Annotated in this window: 19 protein-coding genes; 8 read left to right on the forward strand and 11 right to left on the reverse strand. The window is 43.4% G+C overall.

What is annotated here, in order from left to right; all coding sequences use genetic code 11:
• Nucleotides 1–2: 2 nt before the first annotated feature.
• Nucleotides 3–482: a Tic20 family protein gene (locus V7K32_RS17890; protein ID WP_334995166.1), complete on the reverse strand. Its 480-nt coding sequence runs from the start codon at nucleotides 480–482 to the stop codon at nucleotides 3–5.
• A gap of 81 nt (nucleotides 483–563) precedes the next feature.
• A complete protein-coding gene (locus tag V7K32_RS17895) occupies nucleotides 564–761 on the reverse strand; it encodes a hypothetical protein (protein WP_334884374.1) in 198 nt (65 codons plus the stop codon).
• Nucleotides 762–784: 23 nt separating this feature from the next.
• Between V7K32_RS17895 and V7K32_RS17900 the strand changes: the two genes are divergently transcribed.
• Both V7K32_RS17900 and V7K32_RS17905 read left to right on the forward strand, forming a co-directional pair.
• Nucleotides 785–946, forward strand: coding sequence for a hypothetical protein (locus tag V7K32_RS17900; protein WP_334995167.1), 162 nt, complete (start codon nucleotides 785–787; stop codon nucleotides 944–946).
• Between the two features lie 247 nt (nucleotides 947–1,193).
• Nucleotides 1,194–4,385, forward strand: coding sequence for a hypothetical protein (locus tag V7K32_RS17905; RefSeq protein ID WP_334995168.1), 3,192 nt, complete (start codon nucleotides 1,194–1,196; stop codon nucleotides 4,383–4,385).
• Between the two features lie 329 nt (nucleotides 4,386–4,714).
• Here V7K32_RS17905 and V7K32_RS17910 read toward each other — a convergent pair whose 3' ends face one another.
• Nucleotides 4,715–5,608, reverse strand: a complete 894-nt coding sequence (locus V7K32_RS17910) for a hypothetical protein (RefSeq protein WP_334995169.1) — start codon at nucleotides 5,606–5,608, stop codon at nucleotides 4,715–4,717.
• A 484-nt stretch (nucleotides 5,609–6,092) separates the two neighbouring features.
• Here V7K32_RS17910 and V7K32_RS17915 point away from each other — a divergent pair, with 484 nt between their 5' ends.
• Nucleotides 6,093–6,203 carry a photosystem I reaction center subunit VIII gene (locus V7K32_RS17915; RefSeq protein ID WP_196526956.1) on the forward strand — a complete coding sequence of 37 codons (111 nt, stop codon included), beginning with the start codon at nucleotides 6,093–6,095 and terminating at the stop codon, nucleotides 6,201–6,203.
• Nucleotides 6,204–6,559: 356 nt separating this feature from the next.
• On the opposite strand, the gene V7K32_RS17920 is transcribed toward V7K32_RS17915, so the two are convergent.
• The 6 genes from V7K32_RS17920 to V7K32_RS17945 form a co-directional block, all read right to left on the reverse strand.
• Complete coding sequence (locus V7K32_RS17920; RefSeq protein WP_334914194.1) at nucleotides 6,560–6,679, reverse strand: photosystem II reaction center protein J; 120 nt, start codon at nucleotides 6,677–6,679, stop codon at nucleotides 6,560–6,562.
• Nucleotides 6,680–6,749: 70 nt separating this feature from the next.
• Nucleotides 6,750–6,872 carry a photosystem II reaction center protein L gene (locus tag V7K32_RS17925; RefSeq protein ID WP_012411802.1) on the reverse strand — a complete coding sequence of 41 codons (123 nt, stop codon included), beginning with the start codon at nucleotides 6,870–6,872 and terminating at the stop codon, nucleotides 6,750–6,752.
• 8 nt (nucleotides 6,873–6,880) lie between these two features.
• Entirely contained in the window at nucleotides 6,881–7,018 is a 138-nt protein-coding gene (gene psbF / locus V7K32_RS17930; RefSeq protein ID WP_012411801.1) for a cytochrome b559 subunit beta, read from the reverse strand.
• A 9-nt stretch (nucleotides 7,019–7,027) separates the two neighbouring features.
• Nucleotides 7,028–7,276: a cytochrome b559 subunit alpha gene (gene psbE, locus V7K32_RS17935; protein WP_334884383.1), complete on the reverse strand. Its 249-nt coding sequence runs from the start codon at nucleotides 7,274–7,276 to the stop codon at nucleotides 7,028–7,030.
• Between the two features lie 145 nt (nucleotides 7,277–7,421).
• Nucleotides 7,422–8,441, reverse strand: coding sequence for a photosynthesis system II assembly factor Ycf48 (locus tag V7K32_RS17940; protein WP_334995170.1), 1,020 nt, complete (start codon nucleotides 8,439–8,441; stop codon nucleotides 7,422–7,424).
• A gap of 462 nt (nucleotides 8,442–8,903) precedes the next feature.
• Entirely contained in the window at nucleotides 8,904–9,239 is a 336-nt protein-coding gene (locus V7K32_RS17945; protein ID WP_334995171.1) for a rubredoxin, read from the reverse strand.
• A 328-nt stretch (nucleotides 9,240–9,567) separates the two neighbouring features.
• On the opposite strand from V7K32_RS17945, the gene ndhC reads away from it, so the two are divergent.
• The 3 genes from ndhC to V7K32_RS17960 are packed head-to-tail and all read left to right on the forward strand — an operon-like array spanning nucleotide 9,568 to nucleotide 11,184.
• On the forward strand, nucleotides 9,568–9,930 hold the full coding sequence (gene ndhC / locus V7K32_RS17950) for a photosynthetic/respiratory NAD(P)H-quinone oxidoreductase subunit C (RefSeq protein WP_196526961.1): 363 nt from the start codon (nucleotides 9,568–9,570) through the stop codon (nucleotides 9,928–9,930).
• Entirely contained in the window at nucleotides 9,921–10,658 is a 738-nt protein-coding gene (gene ndhK, locus V7K32_RS17955; protein WP_334995172.1) for a photosynthetic/respiratory NAD(P)H-quinone oxidoreductase subunit K, read from the forward strand. Before ndhC ends, ndhK begins: the two co-directional genes overlap by 10 nt.
• Entirely contained in the window at nucleotides 10,651–11,184 is a 534-nt protein-coding gene (locus V7K32_RS17960) for an NAD(P)H-quinone oxidoreductase subunit J (protein ID WP_334995173.1), read from the forward strand. The genes ndhK and V7K32_RS17960 overlap by 8 nt, the downstream gene beginning before the upstream one ends.
• A gap of 513 nt (nucleotides 11,185–11,697) precedes the next feature.
• Here the strand turns inward: V7K32_RS17960 and V7K32_RS17965 are convergent.
• The gene (locus V7K32_RS17965) at nucleotides 11,698–12,084 is read right to left on the reverse strand and encodes a hypothetical protein (protein WP_334995174.1); all 387 of its coding nucleotides are present in this window, start codon (nucleotides 12,082–12,084) and stop codon (nucleotides 11,698–11,700) included.
• Nucleotides 12,085–12,224: 140 nt separating this feature from the next.
• Here V7K32_RS17965 and hslO point away from each other — a divergent pair, with 140 nt between their 5' ends.
• Together hslO and V7K32_RS17975 are read left to right on the forward strand one after the other, a co-directional pair.
• Nucleotides 12,225–13,130, forward strand: coding sequence for an Hsp33 family molecular chaperone HslO (gene hslO / locus V7K32_RS17970; RefSeq protein WP_334995175.1), 906 nt, complete (start codon nucleotides 12,225–12,227; stop codon nucleotides 13,128–13,130).
• Nucleotides 13,131–13,284: 154 nt separating this feature from the next.
• Complete coding sequence (locus V7K32_RS17975; RefSeq protein WP_334995176.1) at nucleotides 13,285–15,369, forward strand: chromosome segregation ATPase; 2,085 nt, start codon at nucleotides 13,285–13,287, stop codon at nucleotides 15,367–15,369.
• Nucleotides 15,370–15,452: 83 nt separating this feature from the next.
• On the opposite strand, the gene V7K32_RS17980 is transcribed toward V7K32_RS17975, so the two are convergent.
• Entirely contained in the window at nucleotides 15,453–16,319 is an 867-nt protein-coding gene (locus tag V7K32_RS17980) for an NAD(P)-dependent oxidoreductase (protein WP_334995177.1), read from the reverse strand.
• Nucleotides 16,320–16,580: the final 261 nt, after the last annotated feature.

Genomic DNA, 16,580 nt, shown 5'->3' on the forward strand with positions numbered 1-16,580 from the left:
TTCTAACGCACCTGCATGTACACTGCATCGGAAATCGCCGGAATTTCCGCATAACGTCCTAGTAGAGACTGGATGGCGGAATATCCAACTGCTGCTATAACGCCTAGAAAGATGGTGTTAGCTACTGTTTCTATTGCGAAGCCAGTACCAGGAACCTGCCCTAAAACTCGCACCAGTATGGAACACAAAAATATAACTATGTCCAAAAGAATCGCTTGCATTGTGTTGAAACGAATAAAGTGACTGATTTTTTCATTTCTCACCACTAATATTAACAAGGCAAAGAACACAATTATTTGTCCAAATTGTCCTAAACTACCGTAAATTATTAGCACTGGTTGCAGTGGTAAAAACAGAACTGCTAGGGCTGGAAACTGACTCAACAAAAAGCTGCCGAAGACTAAACCATCAACTAGGGGCAGCAAATAAGGCAAGGAAGCAAAAATTCGATCTGAAACTGTTGTAGACCCGCGCCAAGACATTATGCGTTCTCCTGTGGTTAAATTTTAATAGTTACTTGAGCTTAGGATAACGCAGTTGCTTGGTCTTGCTGGCAAATTCAACTATTCTATATGGGCGATGCGAAAACCCATTACACACTCATACTGGTCTGCCTGCTGTTGAGTGAGTTTGCCAATGGCTTGACCACAGCGCAGTTGACCTCCACGCCAACGGGGTTGACCGCTCCTGTCAGCGAGTAAACAAGACTGGCAAACTTGCTCAGGGGCAAGGATTTGCTCGTCCATTAAAATGACTAGCATCGAATCCCTCCTGTAAATCCTCATTGTTACCCACATTTCACTCAGGTGAGGATACGCTTTGTAGTGGTTCAAAGAAACGCTGCTTTGTAGGTTGGGTGCGTGCTGCGCGGTTAAGTGGTGATTTGCGATCGCACTTCGCACCCACCCTAAGCGAAGGCAGAGGACACTTAAGAGCCACATCCTAACTCTTTGTAGCAAAAATGTGGGCAATCACAATTTAATAAAAATTGTCAAGTTAATCTTAAATTTATTGTATGTTGTGTCTATGGTAAATGGACATTGTGGTAAAAAATCATACAAAAAAAGTTGGCACTAAGTTGAGTTAACTAGATAGCCATTTAAAGGATGCATTTACAAAATACTGGGGTAAACTTGCAAGCAAGTTAATACACAATATAATTGGGCGGCTCGTCGGTCTGGGCATCACTCACAATGGAACACTGGCAATTTCTGATACAGAAACAAGGCGATCGCTCATGGCATATCCTAGAATCGCCAAATTTGGAAATTTTGGAAGGGGAGTATAGAGTTTTGGCTCGTTCTAACCTTCCTAATACAGACGTGGAAGTGCGGGTAACTCACTCTTCAACCCAGGAAGTTCTACCAAAGCGGCGAATTTTCAAGCGATCGCGTCGCACTAATTCAGAAGGCTTAATGGCGTTAATTCCCTTTACCTACTTCCATCCGGGAGTTTGGGAGTTGCGCTGTATCAGCGATTTAATGTCGGAGCTACTCGGTAAATCTTGGCACTACAGTGTCCAACTTCAAGTATTGTGTCAGGAAGTAGGGGGGAAGCAGAGGAGGCAGAGGAAGCAGGGGGAGAATGTAGAATTAAATTCACTCAAACCAGATACTGTTTTTGAAAATTTGGAATCTCTAGCTCCAGCAGAACCTGCAATTGCGCTAGAGAAAGCGATCGCTATAGAACAGGTAATTACTACAGACAGTAACCCTGTTACTATTGTTGTGCCAGATGAAGAGAACTTAGAATACACTGCCCCAGAAGAACCCGAAATTACCCTAGAGCAAGCGATCGCAGTCTTTGCAGAACTGCTAATTGCTCCAGACGATAATCCCGTTCCTATTATGGTGCCAGATGAAGAGAACTTAGAAGACACTGCAATACATGAACCCGAAATTACCCTAGAGCAAGCGATCGCTACAGAAGAGGCAATTACTACAGACAGTAAGCCCGTTCCTATTATGGTGCCAGATGAAGAGAACTTAGAAGACACTGCAATACATGAACCCGAAATTACCCTAGAGCAAGCGATCGCTACAGAACAGGTAATTACTACAGACAGTAATCCCGTTACTATTGTGGTGCCAGATGAAGAGAACTTAGAATACACTGCAATACACGAACCCGAAATTACCCTAGAGCAAGCGATCGCTAGAGAACAGGTAATTACTATAGACAGCAACCCTAATACTACTGTTGTGCTAGATGAAACAGAAAAAGATATTGATCAGCCTGTGAGTTCTGTGTGGCTCAAAGGTGAGACGGCAGAGCAGATTTTACAAAATTTAATAGATTTAGCTTTACCCAATTCTGAAGCCCTGCTCAATGATGAAAAGGTTGCAGATTCTCCTTCATCTCAACCAGCGCTTCCATTACTGCTAACTTTAGCTCGGGATACTTACATTGCTCGTTGGGGACAACCTCTTACAATCAATGGACACGTAGAACTCAAAGAAAAGATAAATCTAGATCGGGCTGAAACATTATTCTCCAAAAACCTGCGGGCGCTTGAACTAGGAATTGAACTGCGATCGCCCAAAAATTCAAAAATCTTGACCCAGGTACGGCAACCCTTACCAGATCAGGAGTTACCCTTCACCATCAATACCTCAATTGATATTCCTGCTGATTTTGAATCTAAGTTAATTTTGGCAGATATCACTTTGTCTGGTCGATTCGCCGATGTTGATCAAGTCATCCGGTTAGCCAGCCAGTCCTTCACCATTACAGCAGATATAACAGAATTACTGGCAATTACAGCCGCAGCAACACCTAGTACATCCTTAAATGGACTTATAGCACCATCCAACTCGTCTGGTGCTGTCACGGAGCCGGAGGCGGCTGTGAGGATAGATTTGAAACTATTCAATCTGGTCAAGATTCCAAAACCAGACCAGTCTCAGATACTCAATCAATCCCCAAATACACCTTTACCACGACAAATTAATTTACAACTTCTGCGAGAAACCACCCTGCGGACATCTAACTTAAAAAATTTAGGCACTTCGCCTCAATTGCCGAAACTGCCCCCTATTCAAACCCATGCCAACACTTCCACAGATGTTGTTACAGAAACCCCTATAGAAGAGGAACTTCTGGAAAAGGATACTACTATTATGGTTGCGATCAACTTGGAGCAGTTGATTATCAAGCAACGTCGAATGCCAATACTTGACACTACTTTGCCGTACTTGAAACGGGTACAAGCTCTGCCAGATGATACAGAAGAAGTAAAAAACAATGCTCCAGATGCGAAAGTTCCAGCAAATGAAGACTTACCGCAGTTGGATACAACTGTAGCTGATGAAAATACACTAGAATTATTAGTAGATGATGCACAATTTCCAGAAGAATCTGTTGCTGAGGTAGAAGCCCAGCCAAATGAACAATTTCCAGAAGAATCTGTTGCTGAGGTAGAAGCCCAGCTAAATGAACAATTTCAAGAAGAATCTGTTGCTGAGGTAGAAGCCCAGCCAAATGCACAATTCATTACAACAGGTAACCTTTACTCATCTCCCCTGCTCAGAAAGTGGATGCACAGCCAAGGATACTCTTTGCCTGAATCCATCGATGAACTCGAACCTGAAGACCACGATAGCTATGTTCCAGCCCAGCAGACTCAGCTTTCTCTTAGTGGTGAAACTCCCAATGTTGATGTCAACTTGCCGTTAAACCTGGATGCTGACACAGGGACACGCGAAGAAGTTCAATCGGTTTTTGAGCTTGGGAACTTTAAAGAAGACGCAGATACAGCAAAGGAAGCCGATCTAGAAATAGGGGAAGATCCGGTAGTAGAAGTATCTGAATCAACACTCTCAATGGTGGTAACAGAACTACCGCCCCCCCCTCCTCCCATAAAAATGAATATAGCGTCAGCTTGGTTGGCGCAAGAAATCGTTGTAGATGATACATATACTGAACAGGAAGCCAATGGGACAAAGAATTACTCTTTTGAAGAACAGAAGCAACCACTGTTAGGTTTATCCTCTTCCTCACCCATAAATGCGGCAGCCATTGAGCCTTTGCCAATTCCAGAACTGCATGTACCAGACGGCGAATTGATCGCTGGCAAGTTTATCATAGTGCGCGTAGTACTGCCTGAAGTAGCTCCCCAAGTTGTTGTCAAGTTATGGCTTGAAGATTATCAAACTCGCTGGTTACTAGAGGAACCCCATTTATTGACAAATTTGCTACCTAACGCCTTGGGAGGATTGGAAGTGATGACGCAATTAAATATTCCCTTTGGGTGTTTAGAAATTCGCTTAGAAGCGATCGCACTTGATTTGACAACCCAACAGGAGAGTCATAAAGTCACAATAGTCCGAACTGTGATTCCTCCAGACTTGCCAAACTTGCAGCTAGATGAACTTCTAGATATATGAGGTGGTACGGGGAAGTTTTGGTAAAGATGCGATGCGATCGCTATTTAGCTGTCGAAGTTTGGTTTCACACTAAGTCCTGCTGCTTCAAGACTAATTTTGAATCTACACTATTAAATTTACTGACTGCCAAGACTTTAAATTTTACTCGACAGGGGTTTCTATCACTTCCAGTTTTTACAGCAACTTATCTACAAGATGTTCATTTTTTTGGGAAATTTTAGATGCGTTTATCCTGAGAGGATGAATGAACAAGTCCTCTTCTTGGTAGCAAAACGTTCTAGATCCCCCTAAATTCCCCGATAAATTGGGGGACTTTGATTCCGTCAGTTTTAGAAACCACGAAGGTATTCTTCCCAGTTTAAGTCTGTGTCTATCAGCTTAATGATTGCACGAAGGGTCTCCAAAAGTTTGGTAGGCTGTGTATACAACAAGTTCATCAGTCGGTTACAGAGATATCGATATCGTGATGGCAGATACATCCGGTAGAGTTCATACATCCAAAACCCTTGTTGGGTCTCATTATCATAGTCACCAAATTTAGTCCAATATTGAAAATGCCGATTGACCATAGCTTCTTGTTCCACTGTCAATAGCACACTTGGTACAGGAAGGTACATAAATGATGGCTGGTCTGGTTCTGAACACCATTCATTTGGGATACACTGTGCAGGAGCTTCAATCTGACCTTGTTTAGAAACATTGACAAATTCAGCACCTGAAAATTTTTTCTGAAGCTCTTTTTTGCTCTGGTACGTTAAATCAGTACAGCTTAACCAGGAAACGTGCTGTAAACCTAAGACTCCCGCAATTTTAGACCCGATTTCTTTAACAACTAAATCGGTTGCTAGGTCTTGCAAACTAGACGCAGTAGATTCATTGATGATTGCTCGACTAACCAAATTATTTAAAGGTACTGCAAGTTTTTTGAACAACAGATTATCTCCTGCTTGATAGCAGAGGCAAGCCAATTCTATATCTTTGTCGAAGAATTTGACCCAACAACCGTAGTCTCCAGCATACGCATAGTGAATCAGAAGTTGAGTATTGTGCTGAACAAGCTGATCAATCGGCCCACCCGCCTCTTTTAGTCCCTCCACGATAAAGGGAATGTATTTCCCTGAACTGGGAATAACCATTCCATAACGCTCGGACTGCCGAATTAAAGACTTGGCATCTTTTATATTTGAGGCTAAGAGGTGATAACTGTCACTGAATTCACTCATAAAAATTTTAGATTAAGAGGTTTAGTTATATCTTGCACCTGCCGCATATCCCGCCAGAGAATAAATTCTCAGGCTAATAGCGCAAGTCCACGCTTAGTGGACTACAAACCTTACTCAGTCTTCAATAGATAGACTTTAGGGACTGACAAATAAAAAAATGTTCCAAAACTGACGCAAAAACTCTCTCTATTTCTTCTCTCTGCGTTCTCTGTGCCTAATAAGGTTCGTTTATTGGAATAATTTATTTCTTGGAAGTCCCTTAGCTATCAGCCTCAGAATTCATTCTGAGGCGGTTGTAGGGACTGGTGCAAGTTCTGAGTTTAGGGGCGGTAAGCTACGCACACACCGAACAGAGGGCGATCGCAGTTCCATATCCTCTTCCTCATCCCCTCTGTGTTAAAAATCTTTAGAATTTCAAAAATCTTGGCATAATTTGCAGTAAGCTCATTTTGAATTGTAGTGTTATTTAACAGGAATCTTTACTATGGCAGCTTCCTTTTTGCCTTCTATCTTAGTTCCGATCATTGGTTGGGTTTTGCCAACCGTCACCTTCGCGTTTCTATTTTTATACATTGAAAGAGACGATATTGGCTAATCTAGTCATTAGTCAAGTTTTTGCACAAGCGAGTGCTATCAATTCCAATACAGGTCAGTTAGCTTGTTTACCCTGCCAAGATCCTCCCAAAGCAGTCCAGTTGCTCCACTTTGGAAGACTCCAAAATTGCAGTGACTCCCCTTTAAAAGAGAGGCCATTTTCCTCTACCCCCAATTGATCGGGAGTCGCCACAGGCGGGGGGATCTTATCCGAACTGTATTGCTATCAAGTCGGATATGTTTCTAGACTATTGACCAAAATTAATACCGCCTATCTTAATAAAGACAGGCGGTTTTTTTAAAGTTGATTTCTCAACAAATGCTAGAAAATTAGTCTTCGGTTCAAACTAACTGATGTTAAATCGAAGAACCGATTCCGGCGTAGGCACCATAAAAGAAGATGCCCAAGACTGTAATTATACCTAAACCTGCGATCGTAGCGACGACCCACAGGGGAATTCTTCCACTTCCAGACACAGCTTCTCTCCTCCCTTAACAACTAATCAACACAGGTTAAATAAACAAAGATTAACAACAGGATTTCCAGTTAGTTAAAGAAGTAACTAGAAAACAGAATCCCCAGAACGAAAACTAGTAGTAGTCCCAGGTATAGCGAAGTCCGGTTTAGCTCAACCGGTTGATTATTGGGATTGGGCGATCTTTCTACCATAATTACTCCTAACGATGAATAAATTGCATTGCGGCGATCGCGCCTAAAAAGAATACAGTTGGTACACCTAATGTGTGAACTGCCAGCCATCTAACGGTAAAAATTGGATAGGTAACTGGTTGATTGATGTTATTGCCGCTAGTCATGATTTCAAACTACTTTCCAATAAATTGTTCAACTTGTTTTTTAGCTTCAAAACGGTTCTTCACAATTGGCACTTCTTGCCGCGCTGCTGTGAAATACTCGTCAGGGCGGGGTGTGCCAAAGGCATCATAAGCCAGCCCAGTTTGCACAAATAGCCAACCGGCAATAAACAATGCTGGGATGGTGATGCTGTGAATTACCCAGTAACGAACGCTAGTAATGATGTCCGAAAACGGACGTTCTCCAGTGGTACCTGACATTTAGATCCCTACCATATACATAGAGTGTTATTGAGTTTATTATCCTACAAAGTTAAGAAAGAGTTACAAGTTGCAAAGTTCTTCTCAGAAATTAGGTATTGGGGATTGGGAAAACTCTTACCTAGCCCCCAGTCCCTAGTCCCCACTAAGCGGCTTCTGAAGAACTTGCTTCCGGGTTTGGTAGATATTTGAGCAAAACGCCGCGATCGCCAATTATAAATCCCCGTTCTGGCTCTAAGAACACAATTTTATACAAATTAGCAGCAACTTCTTCTACTGCACGATCTTTTTCCCACGTTTTACCACCATCGGGACTCCGTAGCAAATTACCGCTACCGCCACCTATCCAAATTTCATCGGGTGTGCGATATGCCAAATCCAGTAAACCCCAACTGGTGGATAACTCTGGATATTTTGCCTTTTGCCATTCCTCAGGTTTAGTTGGGTCACTAAACTGAATTTGACCTCCCCTGGCTAGCAACCACAATTGCCCATTGTCAGCAAAACCCATGTTTTCTACCCGCCTAGAACTATTGCGGTTATGGGGTACCCAAGCATCTTGTCCCGGTTCCCAAGTCGAGTAGAAACTACCCTTCGCGGAAACCGCAACATATTTACCATCAGGAGAACGTTCTAAGTTACGCACCACACCGACTGCTGATTCCACCTGCGCTTTCCAGTTTTTGCCGCCGTCTGTGGTCTTATATATGGCTCCTACATCAGTAGCCATCTCAGCTGTATTATCTGCTAGTGCCTTAACTGCGATCGGGCTACCTGGTAGCTTTTCGCTCAAGGGAATCCGCGACCAAGAAGCACCTTCATCAGTAGTGTGTAGCAACAGTCCAGGCTCTCCGGCAATCCAGCCTTCTTTACCTGCAAAACTTACTGAGTCAAAGCGATACTTTTGCTCATCCAGTTGCAGTATTATTGGCTTCCAGCTATTACCACCGTCATTGGTTTCCAATAGGGTGGCATTGCTACCTACTAAGTAGCCATGCTCAGGGTTTTTAGTAAATGCAATATCCAGGAGATTCGAGTCTGTTGGCACAGAAATGACTTTCCAAGGGTTGTAGCTAACAGAGGGAATTTTGCTACAACCTATACAGATCAGGACTACTATCAACAAGGTAGCTATTCGTTGCCAACCTTTCACAATTGAATGCATTAGTATTTCTTAACTTGTTTCTAAATTTCTGTAGCTGTTCTCTAAAAGGTTTACTGATACTTTTTTGCTAACATTTGCTAACAAATACATAAGTTGAGCAGATCAATCTCAACCAAGGTGTATCAATCGATGCATAAAAACAAGCTTTATGCACTCTTGCTTGTTTGCTTCTAGCGTGATTTTTGCTTTAAAAAGCAACATATTTGCGATTACTTGCTGTAACACCTCAGAGGCAACTTATCAGTATATAGGTTGTTTGATGTTACGGATTTTCACCTGAATCTCTGATATTTTATCAGAGAATACACTGCTAATCAATGTGAGCAAAAGTGAGTATCTCTTAGCTTAATTAAACGCTCTAGGGAATAGGCAAAACAAGATAATTGTGTAATTATAATCACACAATCAATAACGAAAATCTCTTTCCCTAATTGCTACTCCTTGTTTCTGAGATAACGGCTGTCATTGCAAGCCGTAGAGACTGATAAAAAACAAGAAGCCAAGAGCCAAAGCACCAAAAATTAGGATATTTTTTTGGTTTGGCGTTAGGTTATTGACACCCAAACCGTAACCGAGATTTTCTTTGAAGCCGGATGCAGTACCCACAGGGCCGATGTTCGCAAAAGCGGTTTTCTTCGCAGCACAAACTGGACAGCGCCAATTTATGGGCAGTTCTGCAAAGGTTGTGCCTGAAGGAATATCGCCCTTATCGTCTCCCTTCTCAGGTTCGTAAACATAACCGCAGGCTCGACACTCGTAGTGGTCTAACACCGGAGTCTCAATAGCTGGTTCGCTCATGGCTAGGGCCTCGCAGAGGAGAAATCTTAAATATACGTTAAAAATTATGACATAATTGTTAGGCTTTTCTATCACTATCAAAAGCGAATTAAATACTTGAAGTGTATCTGTTTCCCAGATTTCAGAAAAACCAAACAGATATAATGTAAAAGAAAGTAACGTAATTCAAGGGATTGGGTATTGGGCATTGGGCATTGGGCATTGGGCATTGGGCATTGGTGACTGGTTATTAATTCTTCTCCCCCTGCTCCCTCATCTCCCCCTGCTCCCTCATCTCCCCACTCCCCACTCCCTACTTAAAATACTCCATAAGCGGTAGATACTCATTGTGTTTGTCCTCAGCGGTTACGAGTACCTTCTAGGCTTCTTCATCATCTGTAGCCTAGTACCTGCCTTAGCGCTCTCAGCTTCCAAGCTTTTACGACCCAGTGGTTACAGCCCAGAACGGCACACCACCTATGAATCTGGCATGGAACCCATCGGGGGAGCCTGGATTCAGTTCAACATCCGCTACTACATGTTTGCTTTGGTCTTCGTCGTCTTTGATGTGGAGACTGTATTCTTGTATCCTTGGGCGGTAGCTTTCCACCGTTTGGGGCTATTAGCATTTATTGAAGCACTAGTCTTTATTGCAATTCTTGTAGTCGCCTTAGTTTACGCATGGCGTAAAGGAGCTTTGGAATGGTCTTGAATTCTAACTTAACAACCCAGGACAAAGAACGAATCATCAATCCCATTGAGCGGACTACAATCACTCAAGACCTTTCAGAAAACGTCATTTTGACGACGGTTGATGACCTCTACGACTGGGCGCGGCTTTCTAGTCTGTGGCCGTTATTGTTTGGTACTGCTTGCTGCTTTATTGAGTTTGCAGCTTTAATTGGTTCCCGATTTGACTTTGACCGTTTTGGGCTAATTCCCCGTTCTAGCCCCCGCCAAGCCGATTTAATTATTACGGCAGGGACTATTACGATGAAGATGGCCCCGCAACTGGTGCGTCTTTATGAACAAATGCCAGAGCCAAAGTATGTAATTGCGATGGGTGCTTGCACAATTACTGGCGGGATGTTCAGCGTTGATTCCCCTACGGCAGTGCGTGGAGTCGATAAACTGATTCCTGTGGATGTGTATTTGCCTGGTTGTCCTCCCCGTCCAGAAGCAATTATCGATGCAATCATTAAGCTGCGAAAGAAAATCGCTAATGAATCGATGCAAGAGCGGTATAAAATTAAGCAAACCCACCGCTACTACAGCACGACTCATAACCTGAAGCCAGTAGATGAAATCTTAACTGGTAAGTATTTGCAGTCAGAAACTCGCTCTGCACCACCGAAGGAATTGACGGAAGCAATCGGTATGCCAATACCACCTGCACTGCTGAAAGAATTGGCGCAAAAGGAGGAACAAACCCGTGGCTGAAGAAGAAGAATCTATTCCAGTACCAGCAGAGAAACAAGAGTCATTGGTACAAGCGGGTAAAATTTCCCAATGGTTGACAGAAAATGGCTTTGACCATGAGTTTTTAGCACCAGATAAGAATGGTGTAGAGATAATTAAGGTGGCGGCAGATTTCTTGCTTCCTACCGCTACAGCCCTTTATGCCTACGGGTTTAATTATCTCCAGTTTCAAGGCGGTGTTGACCTTGGACCAGGACAGGAATTGGTGAGTGTGTATCACTTGATTAAAGTCGGTGATAATAGCGATCGCCCCGAAGAAGTTCGAGTTAAGGTGTTCTTACCACGCGAAAATCCTGTAGTGCCTTCTGTGTACTGGATTTGGAAGACCGCAGATTGGCAAGAGCGCGAGTCTTACGATATGTTGGGCATTATCTACGAAGGACACCCAAATCTCAAGCGAATTTTGATGCCGGAAGATTGGGTGGGTTGGCCTTTGCGGAAGGATTACATCTCGCCTGATTTTTATGAGTTGCAGGACGCTTATTAGAGATTGGTGAGTTTGGGCAATTATTAACCCCTTTCCGGTGGCGGAGAGGGGTTATGTTTTTGCTGCTGACATCGGCGGGTTTGATCATGGGCTTGTAAACGCACTGCAAAGATATAAAATAATTATGCTTATGAATGTATTACAGATATTCAGATTTTTGATTGGACTACTTAGAGAAAGCGATCGCACCCCAATCCAGTTCGGTTAGTGATATATTGCCCAGGAGATCCCCCCAACCCCAATACTGCTCAGTAAAGGAAAACAGAGAAATTATGTTCGCGTGTTAATTATAAACTGGCGATCGCCTGTTGCAAAAGTTCGGCTTTATTGATGATGTCGTCTTCTTTTGTGGGCATTACTGGTAGACACGAGAACATAATCTTCTTTATTTTAGTCCCTATTTTTACTTAACCGAGCAGTATTGTATTTGCATGTTATTTAATTCACATTCCTAAACTGGGAACTGGGGACGCAAAGAATAAGCAATCCCCAATTCCTTCACATCCACTCAAATCAACGTCCTTGAGTTGCCAAAAACTGACGCAAGCTCAACAAACTCAAAGTTTGACCCAAATTTAAAGGCAAAAGTGAAATTCCTTCCAAGCGGGACTGTACCCAACCTTCTCCCCAGTACCATTCGTGGAACCCGTCAATGCCTCCGCTAAGTACCAAGCGGAGACAGTTGGGTTTGACAACATCTACTTGATGATGAATCGCAACTGGCCCAGTCCAGGTTGTAAACTGGAATCCTGGAAGCAGTTCTTCTGGCATTCCTGGCGCAAAGCGTTGCCCTAAGAGCCATTTTTCGAGTTGCACCGGATGCAGTAGACTATCACGAATTGCATCTGCTGATGCTTCGATTTCGATCCGCAGTTGGCTTTGTTGAAAATTACCCAGCATTTTTATAGGATTACCTAAAGGTGAGATATCGCTATTTCTAATATTGCAAATAGAATCACTGATTATTGCAGCGTCACTTTTCTACCAGCAGAGAACTTAGAATAGAAAAAGTGAACTTGTTAAGAAATGTAAGGTTATTCATGGCGGATCAGTTAATTCGTGCAACAGCAGCCGAAGGTGGAATTCGTGCCGTAGGTGTGATCACCACACGTTTAACAGAAGAAGCACGGGGGCGTCACAAGCTTTCTTATGTGGCAACGGCAGCACTAGGTCGAACGATGGCGGCGGGCTTGTTAATGGCTTCTAGTATGAAGCGAACTGGGTCAAGGGTCAATGTCCGGGTGAAAGGCGATGGCCCTTTGGGTGGCATATTAGTAGATGCAGCCTTAGATGGTACGGTACGCGGCTATGTGGGGAATCCATCTGTGGAATTGCTTCCCAACGCCAAAGGTAAACTAGATGTTGGTGGTGCAGTGGGTGACGGCTACCTCTACGTTGTCCGGGATATTGGTTACGGTTACCCATACTCTAGTACTGTTGAACTAGTTTCTGGGGAAATTGGCGATGATGTGGCTCATTATCTGGTGAATTCCGAACAAACACCTTCGGCTTTAGTTTTAGGTGTGTTTGTGGGAGCAGGTGGAGTCACGGCTGCTGGAGGCTTACTGGTACAAGTATTGCCCAAAGCTGCTAGAGACGAAGCTTTAGTAGAAACTTTGGAATCACGGGTTGCAAGTCTAGCAGGATTTACGCCATTGTTGCAAGCTGGTAAGACTTTACCTGAAATTTTTAACGACTTGTTGGGAGACATGGGGCTGGTAATCTTTCCCGAACGGCAAATGCTGCGCTTCCACTGTGGTTGTTCTTTCGATCGCGTTTTAGGAGCATTGAAGATTTTGGGAGAAGCTGAACTGCAAGATATGATTGCTAAAGATGATGGTGCTGAAGCAACTTGCGAATTTTGCGGCAATGTTTATCAGGCAAGTAGCGATCAGTTAGCTCAACTAATTGCCGATTTGCAAACTGAATCTACTGTTTTAGGATAACGTATAAACTAGCACTAATTTTTTATATTGCTAATGGTATTCTGTGGAGAGAGAGATTCAAAAAAGTAGCTTTTTAATCATGAGAAAGTTACTATGTCAACAATGGAATTATCGATCTAAAACAGAGCGCTATTCAATTATTTTGGTGTGAGAGATGACAGAGCGGGATATTCCAGACAGTTGGTCAAGAGCCAGTGAAAGAGAGCCAGATCAAAACAAAAGATTATCCCGAACAGAAAAATTCGGTGAAACTGAGCCATTTGATTCCCCAGCGACTGGTTCTACCTCCAAGTCAGTGAAGCGGCGAAAAAAAAACCATACGGAAGGATTACCTATAAATAGTAATTCAAAAGAAACTGCCCAACTCAGTAGTACTTCTGGGAAATGGCCACGCTGGATCAAAAGCTGGACATTATGGCTGGTACTACTAATGTTGGTTCCTGGCAGTGTAGGATTCTTAGCAATGGCAATGCTGCTAAAGTTGCCCTCTGCCCCTAATTGTCCCTCGATTTTCTGGCCGCTAGCTAGTGCTTCGGTGCGGCTACACTGCGCTCAGTTGGCGGCTTCTAAACAGACAGTGAACGACTTATTGCAAGCGATCGCTCTGGTGAAGCAATTACCATCAAATCACCCGTTACATGAAGAAATTGATCGTTTCATGGAAGAATGGTCGCGGGATATTTTGAAGCTAGCTGATGAAAGTTTCCAAACAGGTAATTTAGATGAAGCGATCGCAACTGCTCGGAAAATACCCGAAGATGTGGCTGCTTATAAATTAGTCAATGAGCAAATTGACAAATGGCAGTCAATTTGGGCAAAAGCAGAAGCCACATACAACGGTGCGATCGACCAAGTTAAGGAACGCAACTGGCAATCGGCATTTATGTTATCCGCTAAAATGCTGCGCGTAGATAATCAATACTGGGCCGGGACTAAATACGACCAATTGAATCGTCTAATTGCCACAGCCCGGGAAGATGGCGATAAGTTAGGAAAAGCCGAAAGTTTAGCAAACAGCAAAGTTGTTGATAATCTATTAGAAGCTATCAAGTTAGCCGAGTCCATTGGACAAGAAAGTTACATTTACCAAAAAGCTCAGGAAGCGATTCCGGCATTTGGACGCAAAATGCTGGAGTTGGCACAAGCAAAACTAGACAAGCAGGATGCGGATGAAGCACTGAATATTGCTAGACAAATTCCAGAGAGTGCGAAACTACAAAGCGAAACAGATGACTTTATCGCCATAGCTGACGCGAAAAGGAGTGCTTGGATAGGTGACGTTTCTGGTTTAGAGGCAGCGATCGCCGAAGCACAACAAATCGATCCTTCCAGACCAGTGTATAACGAAGCACAGCAACTGATTGCTCGTTGGCAATTGGAAATTGAAGATGTTGCCAATCTAGAAAAAGCGAGAATATTCGCTAGCCAGGGAACAGTCCCGAATTTAACAGCAGCGATCGCCCAAGCGCAATTAATCCCTGCTAGTAACCCTAGAGGCACAGAAGCTAGGCAAGAAATGGGTCGCTGGGAAGCCCAAGTAGAGACAATTGAAGACCAACCTTATTTAGAACGCGCCGAACAGATAGCAGTATTTGATGATATCAACTCTTTGCAAAATGCGATCGCCCAGGCCAGCGAAATTCGTAGAGGTCGTGCATTATATCCACAAGCACAGAAAAAAATTCGCACTTGGGTAGGAAAGATTCAGCGAATTCAAGACCAACCCTACTTAGATCAAGCACAAGAACTGGCTCAGAGTGGAAATCTCACCGCCGCCATTAGCGCAGCTCAACAAATTGCCTCCTCGGGAAGGGCGCTTTCTAAAGAAGCACAAGCTGCAATAAATGACTGGGAAGCACAAATCCGCACCACAGAAAACTGGAAAAAAGCCCAGGAAGTGGGCGCAGCTGGCACGCCAGAAGCCTTAGTTGAGGCAATACGGCTGGCAGATCGGGTTTCAAATAATAGCGTCTTACGTATGGATGCGAATCAGGCTATTGACCAGTGGAGTCAGCAATTGTTAGAAATAGCCCGCTCTCAAGGCCAGTCTGATATTCCTAGAGGGATCGATATTGCCAAATCGATTCCCCGCGGTAGTGCTGCTTATAGTTCGGCGCAAGAGCAAATTAGGGCTTGGCAGGAATCTCTCAATCCTCAACCAGAACCTCAGCCTCAGCCTCAGACTCAGACTCAGCCTGAATCTCTACCATTTCCTCAATCAACTACTAATGGGCAGTAATATCGTTATTAACAATTCAGTTAAAACCTTTTGATTAAGCATTTTCAAAGTAGGGGCAATTCATGAATTGCCCCTACAAAAATTTATTCTCCCCATTCTTTTATTACAGAAAATAGTGATGAGTAATCATCATCAGCAAATGACATTTTCACGGCTGTTTGCAAGATTTGCCGAACACCTTTAATACTGCTGAGATCCAAACTCCGAGATTTCGCTTCCGAGATAAATAATTCTGTATCTTTGAGCAAGTGTTTTGTGGGGAAATTTGGATTAGCATAATTGCCATCCAACATTCGTTGTAGCTTTTTATCAAAGGTAGCTGCGTAGAGTGGACTGTCGCGCAATATTTGCATAAACACATCCACATCGACACCCTGACGCTGGACAAAAGCCAGACTCAAAGCAAAGCTAGTTGTTAGAGAAGCTATTAGCTGATTGAGTGCCAATTTGAGCGCCGCCGCAGATCCCACTGGCCCAATAAGTAAAGGTTCTGTCCCAAAATTTTGGAGTAACTTTAAGAAACGTTGATATTGTTCTGGCTCGGCCCCTACCATAACACTCAACTTGCCAGCTTGTGCTTCCGGGATACTCCCTAATACAGGTGCTTCTAAATACTCACCACCACCAGCAACAACCGCATCTCTAATTTCCTGGCTTTCTGTAGGAGTAATTGTTCCCATTTGGATGATTGTGCGCCCTTCCAGAGTTTGCCAAGCAGTGTCTGAAAGCAACACATTATAAATAGCCGGGGCATTAGTCAGCATCAGGATTATGCACTCAGCAGCACGAATGGCGTGGCGGGGATGTGTAACAATTTCAGCCCCAGCTGCTTGTAGTGGTGCTAATTTTTCTGGGGTGCGATTGTAGGCAACTAGCTGTATATCTGCGGCTAATAACCTTTGAGCCATTGGTAGTCCCATCAGTCCAGTTCCCAGAAATGCCACCTTCATTTTTTACGTTCCTTTGGTACAGCATCAAACAATTTTGGATTTTGGATTTTAGATTCACTCCAGCAATCAAGTTACTGGCTTTGTCATTTAATTTTAGATTTATTCCACGTAGCTTGCTGCTCGCAAAACGAGTATAAATTCAGGGGTAACTCTTGGAGACGCTGTTCGCCTTTAGAACTTTTTCAGGTTTGAATCTTCAATCCCAAATTTAAAATCTAAAATCTAAAATCCGGTCACGTAATAATCAACCACCAGCCGCAA

It is taken from the genome of Nostoc sp. (genome assembly GCF_036917635.1).
In the GTDB taxonomy this organism is placed as follows: domain Bacteria; phylum Cyanobacteriota; class Cyanobacteriia; order Cyanobacteriales; family Nostocaceae; genus Nostoc.